Origin of the sequence: Vibrio sp. Y2-5 (assembly GCF_014596725.1) — a bacterium.
In the GTDB taxonomy this organism is placed as follows: domain Bacteria; phylum Pseudomonadota; class Gammaproteobacteria; order Enterobacterales; family Vibrionaceae; genus Vibrio.
This window is the reverse complement of the sequence record NZ_JACVEG010000001.1, coordinates 502,368-519,929: the sequence shown is the minus strand read 5'-3', so window position 1 is coordinate 519,929 and position 17,562 is coordinate 502,368. Positions and strand designations below refer to the sequence as shown.

The following is a 17,562-nucleotide window of genomic DNA, read 5'->3' as shown; positions in this document are numbered from 1 at the left end:
ATCAGCCATTAACCATAAGCGTCTGCAACATTAAGGGTTGCGAGGGAACTTGTTGAAGTCTGGACGACGTTTTTCATTAAACGCATTGCGCCCTTCCTGACCTTCGTCAGTCATGTAGAACAACATAGTTGCGTTACCCGCCAACTCTTGAAGACCAGCCTGACCATCACAGTCAGCATTCAGTGCTGCTTTCAAACAACGAAGCGCCATAGGACTGTGTTGCAACACTTCACGACACCAACGTACCGTCTCTTTTTCAAGTTCAGCCAGTGGAACAACAGTGTTAACTAAGCCCATATCCAAGGCTTCCTGAGCGTCGTAGAAACGGCAAAGGAACCAGATCTCGCGTGCCTTTTTCTGCCCCACGATGCGAGCCATATAAGAGGCACCCCAGCCGCCATCGAATGAGCCCACTTTTGGTCCAGTTTGACCAAACTGGGCATTTTCGGCCGCGATAGTAAGATCACACATCATGTGCAGCACGTGACCGCCACCCACAGCCCAGCCCGCAACCGATGCGATCACAGGTTTTGGACAAGTACGAATTTGGCGTTGGAAATCCAACACGTTCAGGTGGTGAGTGCCAGTGTCGTCTTTGTAACCGCCGTAGTCGCCACGAATTTTCTGGTCGCCACCAGAGCAGAATGCATCTTCACCTAAACCCGTTAAGATAATGACACCCACACCTTCGTCGTAACGAGCATCTGCTAACGCATTGATCATCTCTTTTACGGTTTGAGGGCGGAATGCGTTACGTACTTGAGGACGAGCGATGGTAATTTTCGCGATACCATCTTCAGATTTGTGGTAGTGAATATCTTCAAAACTACCACTGCAATCATGCCACGCCACTGGTGCGTATAGTTCTTCTTCTGAAATGCCTACTGTTTTAGCCATGGTGATTCCCAATATTGTTGCTTCTCACTTTTTTGTGGAGTGAGTCTATAAATCGCTGAATTGTCTTCGCAAAAGCACAGGGCTGTTCTTGATGAACATTGTGTCCTGCGCTTTCAATCTGACAGTAAGTCAGCCCGCTCTGTTCGGCGAGTTGACGAAATTTGTGATCGTTTGCTCCACACACATAAAGCACTGGCAACGAAAGTTGCTGCAATGCAGGTAATAAGTATGGTTGATTTGCCAACGATGTTGATAACAGCATATTTGCTATGTGGTTCCCAAGATTAGCACTGCGCTTTGTGATCAGAGTTTGTCTTTGCTCATCATTTAGTGAACTAAACACTGCTTGCTGATACCAATCGTTCAATACTTGCTCAATCGGTTCTAATCGAAATCGTTGCGCCCACCGACTATCATTTTCCCAGCGTTGTTTTTTCTCTAGTTCGCTCTGTAAACCAAAATTCCCACCTTCGATAACCAAACCAACAAGGTTGATACTCGAAAACAGTTCAAGCGCAGCGCCTAACATGGCGATGCGACCGCCCAATGAGTATCCAATCAAAATAACGGGTGTATTAGGTTCTATTTGGGAAAGAATTGTGTGAGAAATTTGTTGGCAACACTGAGAAAAGTCTGAACAGGTATGATCTTGACTTTGACCATGCCCGGGAAGGTCTATGGTGATCCAATTGCTCTTAGGCAGTTGTTCAACCGAGGATTGCCAGTCTTCGCCGCTGCCCAGCAAACCATGCAAAAAGACCAGAACTGGCTCGCCTTCTTTGGTGGTTTGCTCAAAGCAAGAGTGACTATAAAGCATGAATCTGAGCGGTCAGTTGCTTGATTTGTGCTGAAGCTTGTTGAGGTGGAGTGATGACCTCCACCAGCAGGCATCCCTCACCCGACTGCAAATGTTCTTGCACCAAAGAGTGATAAGCTTGAAGCGTCTCAGGTTGCGCATAGTGCAAACCAAATTGCGCTGCTGCGGCTTTAAAATTCATTCCATGTGGCATCTGGTAAAGCGCTTCACGCTTTTCAGCAGGTACTGGAAGTAAATCGAATATCGCTCCACCATCGTTATTGCAGACAACGATCACCAGCGGGTGTTTACTTGCGCGCACTAAAGCCAACGAGTTGAGATCATAAAGCAGCGAGGTATCACCCAATATCATCAACATAGGTTTATCAATCGCGCGATGTACGCCAGCCGCTGTCGCAACAAGTCCGTCAATACCAGACGCTCCACGATTTGAGTACACGTCACGTTGCTCTATCACGCTGAACATATCCGCTAAACGCACAATCAAGCTGTTGCCCAAAAACAACGCCGTATCCGTTTCAGCGTCACTCAGTTCAAGTGCGACTGCGATTTCGGTTAAATGCTGCTGAGATAAATGCAACTTCGCCAATTGTGAAATGGCTGTTGAATACGCTATCAATGAGTCCGCCCAGCCAGATTGCAACGGCGTTAGCGCAGTCCACTGCTCTATGGCAGAAGTGACCCAATCAGAAATTTCTGCGACCCAATGTTGCTGAGGAAGATGCGCGGGATTGTTTCTGTCCAAGCTAGAGGAAACATAGCCATATTGGCAATTTCTTTGACTCACTTGTTCCGAGAGCCACTGATTTAAACGCTTGGAGACGATACGTGAGCCAAACTGAACAATTTGCTCACATTGATTAAGCTGAGTTTTTGCAGAAGCATTTTGCAGCCACAAATCAAAGTGTGCCCATTGGCTGTTAATACCTGATTGAGGGTCACACAACAGTGGCCACCCCAGTTTTTCGGCGAACTGTCTCGCCGCTAGAGCCTCTCTTAAACTTACCGAGCCAACGATAACAACACCTTTCTTACTCAGTATTTCATTGGAGATAAGAGAAACCTTTGAAGCGCCAAAGTGACGCTGGCTGTAAATTTGTTCGGATTGCGACCATTCACCAATCGTAGCGAGATAATCCTGATACTGTGAATCATCACCATTAGAATAGAGTGGTTCGGGGAATGGACAGTTTATATGGATGGCACTGCCCGACTGCTCCTGTTGATAACAAACATCATCAACAGTAGTCAGTAACCAATTTAGGGAAATCCCCACGTCAGGACTAGGCAGGTAAATCGCGTTGGTCACATGCGAAGAAAAGATGTCATGCTGCACAATCGCTTGGTTCGCGCCACAACCCACCAATTCAACAGGGCGGTCGGCAGTAAGAACAATCAGTTTTTCACCAGTTAGTTTTGCTTCTGCAATCGCTGGAAGTAAATTTGCTACCGCCGTGCCTGATGTAACAATAACTGCGACAGGCTTGTGGCTTGCTTTTGCTAAGCCTGATGCAAGAAAACCAAGCCCTCTTTCATCATAGTGTGTGTGAAGGTTTAGCTTTGCGTTTGCGTCTGCTTCAAGTGTCAAAGGAGTAGAACGAGAACCCGGAGCCACGCAGACTTCGGTCACGCCAAAGCGCGCCAACTCTTCTAAGATCACCTTGCACCAAATTCGGTTCAGTACCGCTTGATCTTGGCTCATGAAGCCACTCCCAGAGGTAACTTGTCTGAGATTAAACTGAGCAATGTAGACATTTTCTTATCCAGCTCCTGCCACTCATGTTCTGCAACAGAGCCAGGAACAATCCCCGCACCGGCAAAAAGCTGAACTTCTTTTTCCAGCACTAATGCGCTGCGAATCGCAACACAAAACTCCGCTTTTTGATGACTAAAGTAGCCCATAGATCCTGCATACCAACCGCGCGCGAAGGGCTCATTTTGGGTAATAAAATCCAACGCCGCTTTACGAGGCAGCCCTGCTACGGCTGCTGTCGGTTGTAGCGCACTCAATAATTGAATGCCGTTAATACCTTTTTTCAACTCCGCACGAATCGCACGTTTTAAATGTTGAACTTTGCGTAAGCGAATCAAACGTGCCTCTTGTTCAACAAACACTTGATTAGAATGAGGCTGTAAACGCTCAACGATATCATCCACGACCAACTGGTTTTCATTCAGATTCTTTGTATCTTTCGTTAACCAATTTGCTAGTTCTAAATCCTGACTGGCATTGTGACCTCGTCCGATTGTGCCAGCCAACGCTTCAGTCTGCAGTTCACTTCCTTGGCGATAATACAAACGTTCCGGCGTAGAGCCCATAAAACTGTGTTTTGTATCAATCGATAGCAGAAAATGGAAGCTGTGATGGTTCTGCGCATAGCTGGCTTTTAAAAGCTGAGCAGCACTTAAATTGCTGTCTAATTGCAAGCTTGTTTTTCGTGCCAGAACCACTTTTTTGAAGTCTTGTTGTTCTATCCCATGCAGCACTTTCTCTACAAGGTGATTCCAACCGTCTTCGTCCGGAGTATGCGTCACATGCACAATCTCACTTTGCAGCGTGCGAATTGGTGTAACATCCACTAGCAGTTTGTTGAGCGTGGCTAATGTCCGGTGTTTTTCGTGGCTCACGTTAGCGGCTAATGACCATTTATCATCAAAACGGATCAACTCAATCTGTGGCAGAAAGAAAAAAGAAGCCATGCAGTAACGGTTCTTTTCCGTACGTCCATCAAAAGAACGTCCGCCCCATACTCGCTGGCCTTCGCCCAAAATAGCGTAAGCCGGTTCTGGTTCAGTAAAAGTGTATAGCTGGCCTAATGCGACCACTTCGTCACGAGTGTCTCGGGATTGCCAGTAAAATTTAGGGAAAATAGGTTGGGCTTCAAGCCAATCTATAAACGCGAATGGTGGCTTATCTGCCAGCTCTTGGACAAAACGAACATCGTTTTCTCTCGCGTTACTTACTTGCTCAATTAACTGAGCAACGGCTTGATAAAATTTAGACAAAACAACCTCGTAGTTAAGGAGATTTGGTATACCTTTGGCTACTCTATTGAGAGAACTTATTTAAATCAAGGTTATGCTCTATCTTTTACATCACTTAAACAAAATAGCTTTCAGCTCACTCACCATAAAGTAGACTTTTTTCAGATTTATATTCTAAAAAAATTCTATTTGAGTTAGTTTAATAAAGAAATTCAACCTTTCTCAGGAATAAAAAAATGCAAAATATCGGGATGTCGTCAAAACTCGATAATGTCTGCTACGACATTAGGGGTCCTGTACTCAAACATGCTAAGCGCATGGAGGAAGAGGGGCATAAAATACTGAAGTTAAATATCGGTAACCCAGCCCCATTTGGCTTCGACGCCCCAGACGAAATCCTGGTTGACGTGATCCGTAATATGCCGACTTCGCAAGGCTATTGTGATTCGAAAGGTATTTATTCCGCTCGTAAAGCTGTTGTTCAGCACTATCAGAAGAAAGGTATCCGCAGCCTAGACGTCGAAGACGTTTACTTAGGTAACGGCGCATCTGAACTGATCGTAATGTCTATGCAAGCCCTACTGAATAATGGCGACGAAATGTTAGTGCCAGCGCCTGACTATCCGTTATGGACAGCCGCTGTGTCTCTTTCTGGTGGTACTGCGGTGCATTACATCTGTGATGAACAAGCCGACTGGTATCCAGATCTGGATGACATTAAAAAGAAAATCACGCCAAAAACTCGCGGTATTGTTCTGATTAACCCGAACAACCCTACTGGTGCGGTTTATAGCCGTGATTTTCTGTTAGAAGTGATTGAAATTGCTCGTCAGCATAAGTTGATCATTTTCGCAGATGAGATTTACGACAAAGTCCTTTATGACGGTGCAACACACACTTCAGTGGCAACGCTGACAGAAGATGTTCTGGTTGTGACCTTCAATGGTCTGTCTAAAGCTTACCGAGTTTGTGGTTTCCGTAGTGGCTGGATGTTCCTGACAGGCCCTAAACATCAAGCTAAAGGCTATATCTCAGGTCTTGAAATGCTGGCCTCGATGCGTTTGTGTGCAAACGTACCAATGCAGCATGCTATTCAAACGGCATTAGGTGGGTACCAAAGTATCAATGAACTGATCCTTCCCGGTGGTCGTCTGTTAGAGCAGCGTGACAAAGCATGGGAAATGATTAACCAGATCCCCGGGGTTTCTTGTGTGAAACCGAAAGGCGCGATGTACTTGTTCCCGAAAATCGACACTAAGATGTACAACATCAAAGATGACCAAAAAATGGTGTTGGATTTCTTAGTTCAGGAAAAAGTACTGTTGGTTCAAGGCACAGGCTTTAACTGGCCGAAGCCTGACCATTTCCGTATCGTAACGCTACCACACGTTGAAGATCTGGAAATCGCCATCGGACGCTTTGAACGTTTCCTAAGCACTTACAGTCAATAAGCCGATATTTGGAACTGAACGAACCATTTGGTGTGTATTGAATGTAAGTCATCAGAGCAGACAACTACGCTGAAACGCCAAGCGGTAAGAGTATTAGAATTAACGGGCTCTCTTCTGTACACTCAAGAGAGCCCGTTTTTTATGCTGAACAAGTTGGAATGTTATGCAAGAGAGTCATTTTTTCGCCCACCTCGCCCGAATGAAGCTGATTCAACGCTGGCCATTAATGCGTTCAATTTCTAAGGAAAATATCTCAGAGCACAGCCTGCAAGTGGCTTTTGTTGCTCATGCCTTGGCAGTGATTAAAAACAAAAAATTTGGTGGAAAACTCAATCCTGAGCGCATAGCCATTTTGGCGATGTACCACGATAGCAGCGAAGTGTTAACTGGTGATTTACCAACGCCTATTAAGTACTACAATCCAGATATCGCTAAAGAGTACAAAAAGATAGAAGCGGCGGCAGAAAAGCGTCTTCTTTCTATGTTGCCTGAAGAACTCCATGAAGACTTCGAGCCTTTCTTAGTCTCAGAATCTTCACATCCAGATGATGCGGCTATCGTCAAACAAGCAGATTGCATCTGTGCTTATCTGAAATGCTTAGAAGAGCTTAGTGCGGGTAATCACGAATATGCATTAGCGAAAAAACGCTTAGACGTAACATTGAAAGAGCGTTATTCGCAAGAAATGGAGTATTTTCTTCAGACCTTCGCCCCTAGCTTCGAATTAACACTGGACGAAATCAGTTAACTCGCTGTAAGTTTTATAAAAACGTCGTAGGAGTTCGCCATGCAAGCATCTGTTCCAAATGAAAATCATAAAGAGAGCGATCAGCAAAACAACCTCGAATATGATGTTCTATGGCAAGAGCGTAAGAACGACGAACATAAAATTCGCCGTAACGATCATCGCAGCCCTTTCCAACGAGACAGAGCACGTATACTCCACTCCGCCGCTTTTCGACGCCTGCAAGCAAAAACTCAGGTTCACGGTACCAGCCTGAACGATTTCCACCGCACTCGCCTGACTCACTCTTTGGAAGCTGCTCAAATTGGTACAGGTATCGTCGCGCAACTCAAACTCAAGCAACCCGAATTCAGCGAATTATTAGGCAGCGACACATTAGTTGACTCGCTTTGTTTAGCGCACGATATTGGGCACCCGCCTTATGGGCACGGTGGTGAAGTCGCATTGAACTATATGATGCGTGAACATGGTGGTTTTGAAGGCAACGCTCAGACGTTCAGAATTGTCACCAGCTTAGAACCTTACACTGAACATCACGGTATGAACCTTGCGCGACGTACTCTGCTCGGACTCTTGAAATATCCCGCCCTACTGAGTGCAACCCGTGCAGAAAAAATACCGGAATCCGTTCCTCACCAACGTCAGTTAAAAGCAAAAGATTGGGCCCCTGCCAAAGGGGTTTATAACTGTGATAGCTTTGTTTTTGACTGGGTTTTAGAACCTCTTGATACTCACGACAGAGCACTGATCAGCCAAATGCGTGATGGAGTAAAATCGCCCTATCAGCATCAGAAAACTCGCTTTAAATCGCTTGATTGTTCCATCATGGAACTCGCCGATGACATTGCCTACGGTGTTCACGACTTAGAAGATGCGATTGTACTTGGTATGGTCACTCGTCAGCAGTGGAGTGAAGCGGCTGTTCAGTTGGAGAAATGTGGCGATCCTTGGTTTGGTGAGAATACAGGCAAGCTCAGTGATATGCTTTTTTCTGGCAAACACCATGTGCGCAAGGATGCTATAGGCGGCATAGTCAATGCTCTGCTCACCAGCATTAGTATTCAGCCCGTCGATGCGCCTTTCCACAGTGAATTGCTCGCGTTAAATGCTTACTTGGAACCCCACATGGCAACGGCTTTGGAAGTGCTTAAGCACTTTGTTAGCCAATATGTCATTCAAATTCCTGAAGTGCAGCGCGTTGAGTACAAAGGTCAACAAATCATTATGGATATGTTTGAAGCATTAGCCGCTGATCCGGAAAGGCTGCTTCCTTCCGCCACCAAGGAAAAATGGCTCAACGCAGAGCAAACATCAGGCGATGGGTTACGCGTTATTTGCGATTATATTTCTGCAATGACAGATGCCTATGCACAGCGACTACATCAGCAGTTATTCTCTGCTCACACCCATTATTAACACGCGCTTAAGAACGGCCTAAGAACGATAGTTTTTCTCAAATACGCCAGCAGGCATTTGCTGAATTTGATAATCGATCATGGCTTCAAATGTATCTAAAAGAGGTGAAAAGTCTTTCTCTGGCTGCATTAAGCTTAGAATATGGAAACCCGCTTCAACGGTTGATAGCGCATTTTCGCTTGGCGCTTTGCGAATTCGATAATTGCCTTTCAAATCTTCTGGCAAATGCAAGCAAGGCAGATGGTGAAGCTGAGTATTTAGCTGCCACATCTTGAATGCTTTTTTCCATGTTCCATCGAGCAAAATGATGCGGATTTTTTTCTCAACAGATAACGCTACGTCCGCTGCCGATTGAGAAACATCATTGGGATACAGAACAAAATGCTGAACATCTGGCTCTGCTAATAGTTGGTTCAGGTCACTATGCTCGCGAAAGTCTTCCCCAACCAACAGACGGCTGTTGGCCAGTGACAAACTTAAAATGCGCGCCGTTCCCATAGGTCGGTATTCTTCTGTTGGATGTTGAAGGATGATAAGCTCGACCTGCGAATCAAGCGCAACAATGTTGTCGCAGATACACGCTTTACGTGCCTTTCCACACTGAGAACAATAACGAGACATTTTGTGAATCTTTACCTGCTGTTATCTATAGTCACCGCCGTTTGCTTTGGGCTTCAGTTTGAGCCTCTCAGCCATATAATGGCTTGGCAAGCTGGTGCAATAGAAAATGGTCAATGGTGGCGGATCGTAACAGGAAACTTCACTCATACCAACTTTGCCCATTTGGCGATGAACCTGTTAGGTTTGTGGGTCATTGGTTACCTATTTCAACCCAAATCTCGCAACTTTGCCGTGCTCACTTTACTTATCAGTTCTTGGATAGGCTTGAGTCTGTTATTAACCAATATGAGTAGCTATGTAGGCCTATCTGGAGCGCTGCATGGGTTGTTTGCTTTTTATGCGTTGAAAGAAGCTTTAGACGGGCGAAAGAGCAGCTGGTTACTGGTTATTGGCGTAATATTAAAAGTCGCCAGTGAGCAGTTATTCGGTGCCTCCACCAGTACCGCAGAAATGATTGGTGCACGAGTCGCAACCGAAGCGCATCTGGCTGGTTTACTCGGTGGTTTACTGCTGGCATCAACTGCCGAAATGAAAAATCGTCAATACTTAAAGAAGTAAAAACGTCCTATATTTATACCTTAATTACAGAGATAGGTAGCCAACTATTTAATGGCAGATACCTTTTCTTCTATCCGATCAATCACCTGAATGATTTTATCTTTAGAGCCTTTCATTAATTTCCCTCGGTAAATGATATACCAATCATTCAGCCCACCAAGGTCATTAATTATCTTAAAATTTTTGTAATCAAAAGTTTGTCTATTCGATGGATCATCATTACTTTTAAAATATTCCGGGGGTACATATGTTCCCGTATCTGCCCAATGATCGATGGTCATTTTAATGTATTTTATTTCACCTACAGCAATTTTCTCACCTAATACCACGGACCAACGCTCTGAACTATCAGCATTGCGTTTTATGAAGTGACCTCGATAAAAGTCTGTTCTAACGGTATGCACTTTCCTAGATTTGGGTTTAGCCGAAGTAAAGATACTCAGAAATGATTTCATCTTATCCATTATTTCTACCTAATGTGAGAGTCAGTGACTATGCTTTCTTAATGAAACGACATTGCCAAACCTGACCATTTTTATCTCGGCATGTTTCTATTTCATCTACAGTACTGTAAACCCTAACATTTTCATTCCACCAATAACTGTGAGCGTATAGAGATTCTTTGGCTTCTGAGATACATTCAACCAGCCATTTTCTATAACGTTAATTTTCGACAGACAATAAAAAACCTGCCTAAGCAGGTTTTTATCAACTAGGTAGCTTTCAGAATGATCTTCAGACTTATTCAAACAACTACACTATCGGGCGTTGGCCTCGGTTGATCAGTTTTAGTAGAACACTGTCAGCCGCTTCTCCAGCAACGCCTGCCAGTTTGTCGGTTAACTTTTTCTTCTGCACATAGCGAAGGGCTAAAACTGTCTTCTCTTTGCACGCTTCAACAATTAAATCGTCCGATGTTTTGATTTCATCAACCAAACCAAGCTCTTTTGCTTGCGTACCAAACCAGTGCTCACCGGTAGCCACTTTGTCTAGGTCTAACTCTGGGCGACGTTCACGGATGAAATCTTTAAACAATACATGCGTCTCTTCCAGCTCTTGTTTGAATTTCTCGCGAGCCTTATCCGTATTCTCACCAAACATAGTCAATGTACGTTTGTACTCACCAGCGGTCAGTTGTTCGAATTCGATATTGTGTTTTTTCAACAGTTTATTGAAGTTAGGCAACTGTGCCACCACACCAATGGAACCCACAATAGCAAACGGCGCTGAAACAATTTTGTCCGCAATACAGGCCATCATGTAACCACCGCTTGCTGCAACTTTATCTACCGCAATAGTCAGTGGTAAGCCAGCGGCTTTAATTCGATCCAACTGTGAAGACGCCAAACCATAGCCGTGAACCATACCGCCACCCGTTTCAAGGCGAAGTAACACTTCGTCACCTTGCTGTGCGACAGCCAGAATCGCGGTGACTTCTTGGCGCAGTGAAGACACTTCTTTGGCATCAATACTGCCGTGGAAGTCTAAAACAAATAAGTGAGGTTCACGTTCTTCTTTTAACTCGCCCGCTTTTGCTGCTTTCTTAACGGCTTTTTCGCGTTGTTTATGTTTTTCTTTCTCGCTCTTTGCTTCCGCTTTGTGGCGAGCTTTCAAAAAAGATTCATCGTGTAAGTGCGCTTCCAAATGTTCAGCGTTCTCTTTGTTCTGCTTAGTTAAGTCAGTCACTTCCAACTCACCTTTAGCTGCACCTTTTCCGCCGACGGATTTAGCAATGACTAACAACACAACGATCGCAACCACAACTGTCGCGATCTTGGCTAAAAATAAGCCATAGTCCAACAAAAATTCCAATGTACTCATCCTCTTCAATGCGAATTGGTGTATTGTAACCACCTTGTCATCATGACTTAAAGTAAATCATAACAATAAGGATACGTAACGTGGATTATTCAGTGTCTGCAAACGCCCTAAAAGATAAAGTAATTTTAGTTACAGGTGCTGGTGACGGCATTGGTAAACAAGCAGCCATCACTTATGCGGCACATGGTGCGACAGTGATTTTGCTTGGGCGCACTGTGAAGAAATTAGAACAAACCTACGATGAAATTGAAGCCGCTGGCTATGCTCAGCCTGCTATTGTTCCTTTAGATATGAAAGGAGCAACAAAACAAAACTATCTGGATATGGTGGATACCATTGAAGGCCAGTTCGGTCGTTTAGACGGTGTCTTACACAACGCCAGCATTTTGGGTGTGCTAAGCCCATTTGAACAGATCGGCGAAGATTCTTACGACGATGTGATGCAGGTAAACGTCAAATCTCAGTTCCTGATGACTCAAGCTCTGCTGCCTCTGCTGCACAAATCTGAAGACGCTCGCATCATTTTCACCAGCTCAACAGTGGGCCATTCTGGTCGCGCGTTCTGGGGTACTTATGCGATATCCAAATTTGCGACTGAAGGCATGATGCAAGTGCTTGCCGATGAGCTCAGCGATACCAATATTCGCGTCAATGCTATCAACCCAGGTGGTACTCGTACTGGTATGCGAGCAAAAGCTTTCCCTGCGGAAGACGCTGGTCTACTGAAAACACCACAAGACATTATGCCTTTATACTTGTATTTGATGGCGCCAGAAAGCAAAGCGGTCAATGGTCAGTGCATTGATGCTCAGCCGAAAAAATAGTTACTGAGTTTCATCAAACGATTCAAAGCCTTGCTCACTTAGCGAGGCTTTGTTGTTTCTAAACCTTACTTTTTTCTTGAATGTTCTAAACAACAAAATATACTGTACAAATATACAGGTAAATTATTATGTATGAACTGATAGAACACCTCAAGAACAAACACTGGCTATGGCAAGGCTCTGAAACAAAGTATGAGCAAAGCGCCCACTCGACCGGATTCAATACACTGGATGACAAACTTGCCGGAGGCTTTCCTCCTCATGGTGTGGTTGAAATTCAGTCTCTGTCGGGTATTGGTGAATTACGCCTTATCTATCCTTATCTGAAACAACACGATAAGCGATTAACGGTATTTATTAATCCACCGGGCATAGTGCATGCTGAAAGCCTGACGTGTGAAGGTATAAGCCTTGAGCACGTACTGGTTTTAACGCCTAAAAACCATAAGGAAGCCTTGTGGGCTGCCGAGCAGTGCCTAAAAAGTGGTGCATGCAGCCAAGTATTGCTTTGGCAAGATAAGCTCGAAGTCCATCAGGTTCGTCGCCTAAATGTTGCCAGTGAAACAGGGAGTTGCTTGCAGTTTCTTTTCCGTTCACCACAAGAAAGCGTATTTTCGCTCCCAGTTTCACTCAGTTTATCGCTACAAGCTGATCCGCAAGGTCTGCAAATTAGTGTGCCCAAACGCAAAGGTGGGTGGCCTTTAAGCGCATTCAAGTTATCTATGCATGAACGCTGGCCAAACTTGGTGATCCCGCAGTCATCTTCAAAACCGTCTTCACAAGTTATCGCCTTTCCTCAACGTATGCAGGGCTAACGATGACGCTTTGGATCTATCTTCATTTTCCAGCACTACAACTGGATACCTTATACGCCGAGCAAGAATACCCTCTGGTTATCATTGAAGGGCGGGATAACCACGTGGTTCAAGCCAGTACATCTGCGTTAAAGCAAGGCATAAAAATGGGGATGGGGCTAGGCAGTGCGGCATCTATGTGCAGCGATCTACAAGTTCATCCTTATGATGAGAATGTTGAAAATCAAACCATCGAAGAGATAGCACAATGGTTGTATCTGGTAACCTCAGACATCGTGTTGCTGCCACCAAAAGGCATATTGCTAAGAGTCACTAACATGCTGTCTCTGTATTCGGGTCTGGATAACTATTGGCACACATTGAGTGCTCATCTTGGTTTACGTAAAACACGTTACTGCTATGGTTCCGGTTTTTCGCCACTTTCGGCTGTTTTGCTTGGAAAAAGCGGTTCAAATATCATCATTGATGATAAAGACAAGATCCTTGCTGCCATTAACGATTACCCACTCAGTGCCACAGAACTGGATTTTAAACAGGTAGAAAAACTCGCCAGAGTCGGGATTCGAGACATCAAAGCCCTTCTTGCCGTACCAATACAAGATCTGGCAAGACGGTTTGATATCGATTTAGTGAACTACGTAGGCAAGCTCTTGGGGCAATTTAAGCACCCAGTAAGCTTCTATCACCCACCAGAAGCCTTTTGTAGCCACTTAGAATTGCTGTATGAAATTGAGAATGTTCAATGGTTAGAGAAGCCTTTATCTCGTTTGCTGAAACGATTAGAACAATTTCTAACACTGCGAAATCAGGTCGCTTTTGAGCTTGAACTGATACTGACTCAGCGAGATAACATTAAAAACAGTCTGCATTTTACTTCAGCACAGGGAGAATATGCTTGTGCAAAATGGGCGAAGCTCTGTCAACTCACTCTAGAGTCAATACAACTTTCCCAACCCGTACTGGCAATGACGTTAAAAGTCATTCGTTCTGGGGAAATGAACCAAAGCGTGACGGACATTTTTGATGGAGAAAAAGGTCAGACGACAGCACTGGAGCTGATCACTCTGCTGCAAGCCAAGCTTGGTCAGACACGGGTCAATAAGCCGAATCTCAGTGACGACCCTCGTCCAGAGAAGCGCAGCCAATACATAGCAGCAACAGAATCCACATCCCATACATTACGCAGGCCAGAGTTGCGCCCTAGCCTGCTGCTTCCTGAGCCAGAACCTCTGTGCGAAATTGTGTCGCTCATCCACGGACCAGAACGAATAGTCACCGGATGGTGGGACAACCAGCCCATTACTCGTGACTATTTCATTGCCCACAGCGAACAAGGCCGCTGGCTTTGGGTATTTCGCAACCAAGATAAACAATGGTTTCTGCATGGCCAGTTTAGCTAAAACGCAGGCTTGTTTAGCAAACATGCCTCTTTGAACAGACGATTTTATAAGAGTAGTGACATGGCTTACGCTGAACTATTTTGCCAAAGCAATTTCTCATTTCTGACGGGTGCTTCTCATGCTGAAGAGCTTATCCAACACGCGGATTTTCTACGCTATCGTGCTCTGGCAATTACCGACGAGTGTTCAATCGCTGGCGTCGTGAGAGCTCATACTGCCATCAAAGACCGCAAACTCGGCATTAAACAGATTGTAGGTAGTATGTTTTGGCTCAATGAAGAGTGCCAAGTTGTACTTTTGTGCCCAAGCCGTCAAGCCTATGCTGAGTTGTGTCGAATCATTACCAATGCTCGCAGGCGCAGTGAAAAAGGCAACTATCAGTTGTCTGAATGGGATTTAATGTCCTCAAAACACTGCCTTGTTCTATGGCTTCCAACCGATGAAGACAACAACACCTATTGGGGAAAGTGGCTGAAGCAATATCATCAAGGTCGTTTATGGATTGCCGTTCAACGTCATCTCGGCGCGAATGATCATCACTATATTTCGCACTGTCAGGAACTGGCTCAACAACTGAGTTTGCCCGTCACGGCATGTGGCGGTGTTCTGATGCATACTGCCACGCGCCTTCCACTGCAACATGTTCTGACGGCCATCAAGCATAACCAGAGTGTCGAACACATTCAGGCTCACCTAATTGGTAATACTGAACGGGCACTGCGTAGCAAAACAAAGCTCTCCAAAATATTCCCAAGTGAATGGTTAGAAGAGAGCGTACGCATTGCAGAACTGTGTCACTTCAAACTGAGTGACCTGCAATACGAGTATCCAAGCGAACTGATTCCAGATGGCGCCAAACCTATGGAACATCTGCGTCAGCTGGTTGAAAAAGGCAAACTTCTCCGCTTTCCCGAAGGCGTACCTCACGATATTCAGGCAACCATAGATAAAGAACTCTCTCTGATTGATGAACTCAATTATCCGTTCTATTTTCTGACTATTCACGACATTGTCATGTTCGCCAAAAGCAGAGGCATCCTATATCAAGGCCGAGGCTCTGCCGCTAACTCTATTGTCTGTTACTGCTTAGAGATAACCGCTGTCGACCCTCGCCAAGTCGCGGTGCTATTTGAACGCTTTATTAGTAAAGAACGACAAGAGCCGCCAGATATTGATGTCGATTTTGAACACGAGAGACGTGAAGAAGTCATTCAATATCTATATCAGAAATATGGAAGAGAGCGGGCCGCATTGGCTGCGACAGTGATAACTTATCGCTTAAAAAGCGCCATTCGAGATGTGGGGAAAGCGTTGGGGATTAGCGAAACTCAACTCGATTTCTTTATCAAAAATATTAACCGCAGAGACAGTAAGCTCGGCTGGCAAGCCCAGATCATTGAGTTAGGGCTACAACCGCAGTCTCACAAAGGGCAATTGTTTATTGATCTGGTTAACGAAATTCAGTCGTTCCCTCGTCACCTCTCACAACATGTGGGTGGCTTTGTTATTTCCTCTGGGCCTTTGTATGAGCTCATCGCCGTCGAAAACGCAGCCATGCCTGAACGAACCATTATTCAGTGGGATAAAGACGATTTAGAAAGCCTCGGGCTTATGAAAGTCGATGTGCTGGCACTAGGTATGCTTACAGCGATTCGTAAATGTTTCACTATGATTGAACACCACCATCAACGAAAGCTCAGTATTGCTGACATCACACGTCTAAAAGACGACGAAAACGTATATGGGATGATACAACGCGCCGATACCGTGGGGGTGTTTCAGATTGAGTCGCGCGCGCAAATGAGCATGCTGCCACGACTCAAACCTCGAACCTATTACGATTTAGTGATTCAAATTGCGATAGTGCGTCCCGGCCCTATTCAAGGAGATATGGTGCACCCGTTTCTGAAACGTCGTAATGGCATTGAACAAACCACTTTCCCATCTCAAGAAGTGAAAGATGTTTTGGAGCGCACAATGGGGGTACCCATTTTTCAGGAACAAGTGATAAAAATTGCAATGGTCGCAGCGGGCTTCAGTGGAGGCGAGGCCGATCAGCTTCGCCGTGCTATGGCATCTTGGAAAAAAAGCGGCGAGTTGGATAAATTCAGACCTAAATTAATCAACGGTATGCTGGCACGCGGATATGAGAAGGAGTTTGCAGAACGGATCTACGATCAGATTTGTGGCTTCGGGGAATACGGTTTCCCAGAAAGCCACTCGGCGTCATTTGCTGTTTTGGCATATTGTTCGGCATGGCTCAAATACTACTATCCGGAAGCGTTCTACGTCTCGTTGCTCAATAGTCTGCCTATGGGATTTTATAGTCCATCACAACTGATTCAGGATGCTCAAAGACACGGTATTGTGGTTTTGCCTGTTTGCGTTAATCATTCGGCTATTGAGCATCAAGTCGTCCGCCACCAGCAAGGCTTTGCTATTCAACTCGGTTTGCGTCTGGTGAAAGGGTTAAGCAACTCAGGAAGCGAGCAACTGCTTCGCGCTCGCCCTACTCGCGGATTTCAACATGTTAACCAGCTGAAAAGTGCCGGAATTAATCAGAAAGATATGGAATCACTGGCTTCGGCTAATGCGCTACATCGTTTGACCAATAACCGCTATGACACTCGCTGGGCGATCATGGATTCTCTTTCTGACCTGCCGTTATTTGAACACTATCAAGAAGATGAACGCATGATTCAACACTCACCATCAGCGATGGAAGATCTGATTGAAGATTATGCGTCACTAGGGCTGTCTCTCAGCCAGCATCCGATTACCTTATTAGACAAAGCTGGCATTTTGGGCAAATTCACTCGTCATAAAGACCTGATGAATCTCCCGCATAAGTCACTCGTTACCGTCGCAGGTGTCGTCACCGGACGACAAGCTCCCGGTACTGCCGCTGGCGTAACGTTTTTTACGCTGGAAGACGATACCGGAAATATTAATACTGTTGTTTGGCAAGCAACAGCCAGAGCACAAAAAAGTGCTTATATCAGCGCCAAGGTGTTAATGGTAAAAGGGATTGTCGAGAAAGAAGAGAATGTGGTGCATGTGATCGCAGGGAAACTGATTGATATCACTCATCACCTAACACAGCTACAAAGCCGATCGAGAGATTTTCACTAAGCCGAAACGCATAAGAGCTCCACTTGTAAGCAACAACAAGGTAGCAAACAAAGGATACAAAAAAGCGCTGAATATTCAGC

At 45.1% G+C, this 17,562-nt stretch carries 15 protein-coding genes; 8 read left to right on the top strand and 7 right to left on the bottom strand.

The genetic code is table 11. The annotated features are described in order from the left end of the window. Positions 1-30: 30 nt before the first annotated feature. The 4 genes from menB to HUO09_RS02435 are packed head-to-tail and all read right to left on the bottom strand — an operon-like array spanning position 31 to position 4,720. A complete protein-coding gene (menB, locus tag HUO09_RS02450; RefSeq protein ID WP_188232860.1) occupies positions 31-897 on the bottom strand; it encodes a 1,4-dihydroxy-2-naphthoyl-CoA synthase in 867 nt (288 codons plus the stop codon). Further along, positions 890-1,714, bottom strand: coding sequence for a 2-succinyl-6-hydroxy-2,4-cyclohexadiene-1-carboxylate synthase (gene menH / locus HUO09_RS02445; RefSeq protein ID WP_188232859.1), 825 nt, complete (start codon positions 1,712-1,714; stop codon positions 890-892). Before menH ends, menB begins: the two co-directional genes overlap by 8 nt. Then, positions 1,704-3,416, bottom strand: coding sequence for a 2-succinyl-5-enolpyruvyl-6-hydroxy-3-cyclohexene-1-carboxylic-acid synthase (menD, locus tag HUO09_RS02440; RefSeq protein WP_188232858.1), 1,713 nt, complete (start codon positions 3,414-3,416; stop codon positions 1,704-1,706). The genes menH and menD overlap by 11 nt, the downstream gene beginning before the upstream one ends. Next, the gene (locus HUO09_RS02435) at positions 3,413-4,720 is read right to left on the bottom strand and encodes an isochorismate synthase MenF (protein ID WP_188232857.1); all 1,308 of its coding nucleotides are present in this window, start codon (positions 4,718-4,720) and stop codon (positions 3,413-3,415) included. Before HUO09_RS02435 ends, menD begins: the two co-directional genes overlap by 4 nt. Positions 4,721-4,935: 215 nt before the next feature. On the opposite strand from HUO09_RS02435, the gene HUO09_RS02430 reads away from it, so the two are divergent. The 3 genes from HUO09_RS02430 (at position 4,936) to HUO09_RS02420 (ending at position 8,311) form a co-directional block, all read left to right on the top strand. Beyond that, the gene (locus HUO09_RS02430) at positions 4,936-6,150 is read left to right on the top strand and encodes a pyridoxal phosphate-dependent aminotransferase (RefSeq protein WP_188232856.1); all 1,215 of its coding nucleotides are present in this window, start codon (positions 4,936-4,938) and stop codon (positions 6,148-6,150) included. A 163-nt stretch (positions 6,151-6,313) separates the two neighbouring features. Beyond that, positions 6,314-6,898 carry a 5'-deoxynucleotidase gene (gene yfbR / locus HUO09_RS02425; RefSeq protein WP_167411332.1) on the top strand — a complete coding sequence of 195 codons (585 nt, stop codon included), beginning with the start codon at positions 6,314-6,316 and terminating at the stop codon, positions 6,896-6,898. A 39-nt stretch (positions 6,899-6,937) separates the two neighbouring features. After that, positions 6,938-8,311 (top strand): anti-phage deoxyguanosine triphosphatase, encoded by a 1,374-nt coding sequence (locus HUO09_RS02420; RefSeq protein WP_188232855.1) that lies wholly within the window; start codon positions 6,938-6,940, stop codon positions 8,309-8,311. Positions 8,312-8,329: 18 nt separating this feature from the next. On the opposite strand, the gene HUO09_RS02415 is transcribed toward HUO09_RS02420, so the two are convergent. After that, complete coding sequence (locus tag HUO09_RS02415; RefSeq protein ID WP_188232854.1) at positions 8,330-8,932, bottom strand: tRNA-uridine aminocarboxypropyltransferase; 603 nt, start codon at positions 8,930-8,932, stop codon at positions 8,330-8,332. Between the two features lie 3 nt (positions 8,933-8,935). Between HUO09_RS02415 and rrtA the strand changes: the two genes are divergently transcribed. Next, positions 8,936-9,490: a rhombosortase gene (gene rrtA / locus HUO09_RS02410; protein ID WP_188232853.1), complete on the top strand. Its 555-nt coding sequence runs from the start codon at positions 8,936-8,938 to the stop codon at positions 9,488-9,490. Between the two features lie 44 nt (positions 9,491-9,534). Here rrtA and HUO09_RS02405 read toward each other — a convergent pair whose 3' ends face one another. Both HUO09_RS02405 and sohB read right to left on the bottom strand, forming a co-directional pair. Next, complete coding sequence (locus HUO09_RS02405) at positions 9,535-9,954, bottom strand: DUF3319 domain-containing protein (protein ID WP_188232852.1); 420 nt, start codon at positions 9,952-9,954, stop codon at positions 9,535-9,537. A gap of 289 nt (positions 9,955-10,243) precedes the next feature. Beyond that, the gene (gene sohB, locus HUO09_RS02400; RefSeq protein ID WP_188232851.1) at positions 10,244-11,302 is read right to left on the bottom strand and encodes a protease SohB; all 1,059 of its coding nucleotides are present in this window, start codon (positions 11,300-11,302) and stop codon (positions 10,244-10,246) included. Between the two features lie 89 nt (positions 11,303-11,391). Here sohB and HUO09_RS02395 point away from each other — a divergent pair, with 89 nt between their 5' ends. The 4 genes from HUO09_RS02395 to HUO09_RS02380 all read left to right on the top strand — a co-directional run bounded on the left by HUO09_RS02395 (position 11,392) and on the right by HUO09_RS02380 (position 17,482). Continuing rightward, positions 11,392-12,135 (top strand): YciK family oxidoreductase, encoded by a 744-nt coding sequence (locus HUO09_RS02395; protein WP_167411327.1) that lies wholly within the window; start codon positions 11,392-11,394, stop codon positions 12,133-12,135. A gap of 128 nt (positions 12,136-12,263) precedes the next feature. Beyond that, the gene (imuA, locus tag HUO09_RS02390; protein ID WP_188232850.1) at positions 12,264-12,950 is read left to right on the top strand and encodes a translesion DNA synthesis-associated protein ImuA; all 687 of its coding nucleotides are present in this window, start codon (positions 12,264-12,266) and stop codon (positions 12,948-12,950) included. A gap of 2 nt (positions 12,951-12,952) precedes the next feature. Then, on the top strand, positions 12,953-14,350 hold the full coding sequence (locus tag HUO09_RS02385; protein WP_188232849.1) for a DNA polymerase Y family protein: 1,398 nt from the start codon (positions 12,953-12,955) through the stop codon (positions 14,348-14,350). 60 nt (positions 14,351-14,410) lie between these two features. Next, the gene (locus HUO09_RS02380; protein ID WP_188232848.1) at positions 14,411-17,482 is read left to right on the top strand and encodes an error-prone DNA polymerase; all 3,072 of its coding nucleotides are present in this window, start codon (positions 14,411-14,413) and stop codon (positions 17,480-17,482) included. Positions 17,483-17,562: the final 80 nt, after the last annotated feature.

Coding starts and splice junctions, on each gene's coding strand:
- menB (WP_188232860.1), bottom strand. CDS start 897: ATGGCTAAAACAGTAGGCATTTCAGAAGAAGAACTATACGCACCAGTG.
- HUO09_RS02405 (WP_188232852.1), bottom strand. CDS start 9,954: ATGGATAAGATGAAATCATTTCTGAGTATCTTTACTTCGGCTAAACCC.
- imuA (WP_188232850.1), top strand. CDS start 12,264: ATGTATGAACTGATAGAACACCTCAAGAACAAACACTGGCTATGGCAA.
- menH (WP_188232859.1), bottom strand. CDS start 1,714: ATGCTTTATAGTCACTCTTGCTTTGAGCAAACCACCAAAGAAGGCGAG.
- HUO09_RS02385 (WP_188232849.1), top strand. CDS start 12,953: ATGACGCTTTGGATCTATCTTCATTTTCCAGCACTACAACTGGATACC.
- HUO09_RS02430 (WP_188232856.1), top strand. CDS start 4,936: ATGCAAAATATCGGGATGTCGTCAAAACTCGATAATGTCTGCTACGAC.
- HUO09_RS02380 (WP_188232848.1), top strand. CDS start 14,411: ATGGCTTACGCTGAACTATTTTGCCAAAGCAATTTCTCATTTCTGACG.
- HUO09_RS02415 (WP_188232854.1), bottom strand. CDS start 8,932: ATGTCTCGTTATTGTTCTCAGTGTGGAAAGGCACGTAAAGCGTGTATC.
- HUO09_RS02420 (WP_188232855.1), top strand. CDS start 6,938: ATGCAAGCATCTGTTCCAAATGAAAATCATAAAGAGAGCGATCAGCAA.
- menD (WP_188232858.1), bottom strand. CDS start 3,416: ATGAGCCAAGATCAAGCGGTACTGAACCGAATTTGGTGCAAGGTGATC.
- yfbR (WP_167411332.1), top strand. CDS start 6,314: ATGCAAGAGAGTCATTTTTTCGCCCACCTCGCCCGAATGAAGCTGATT.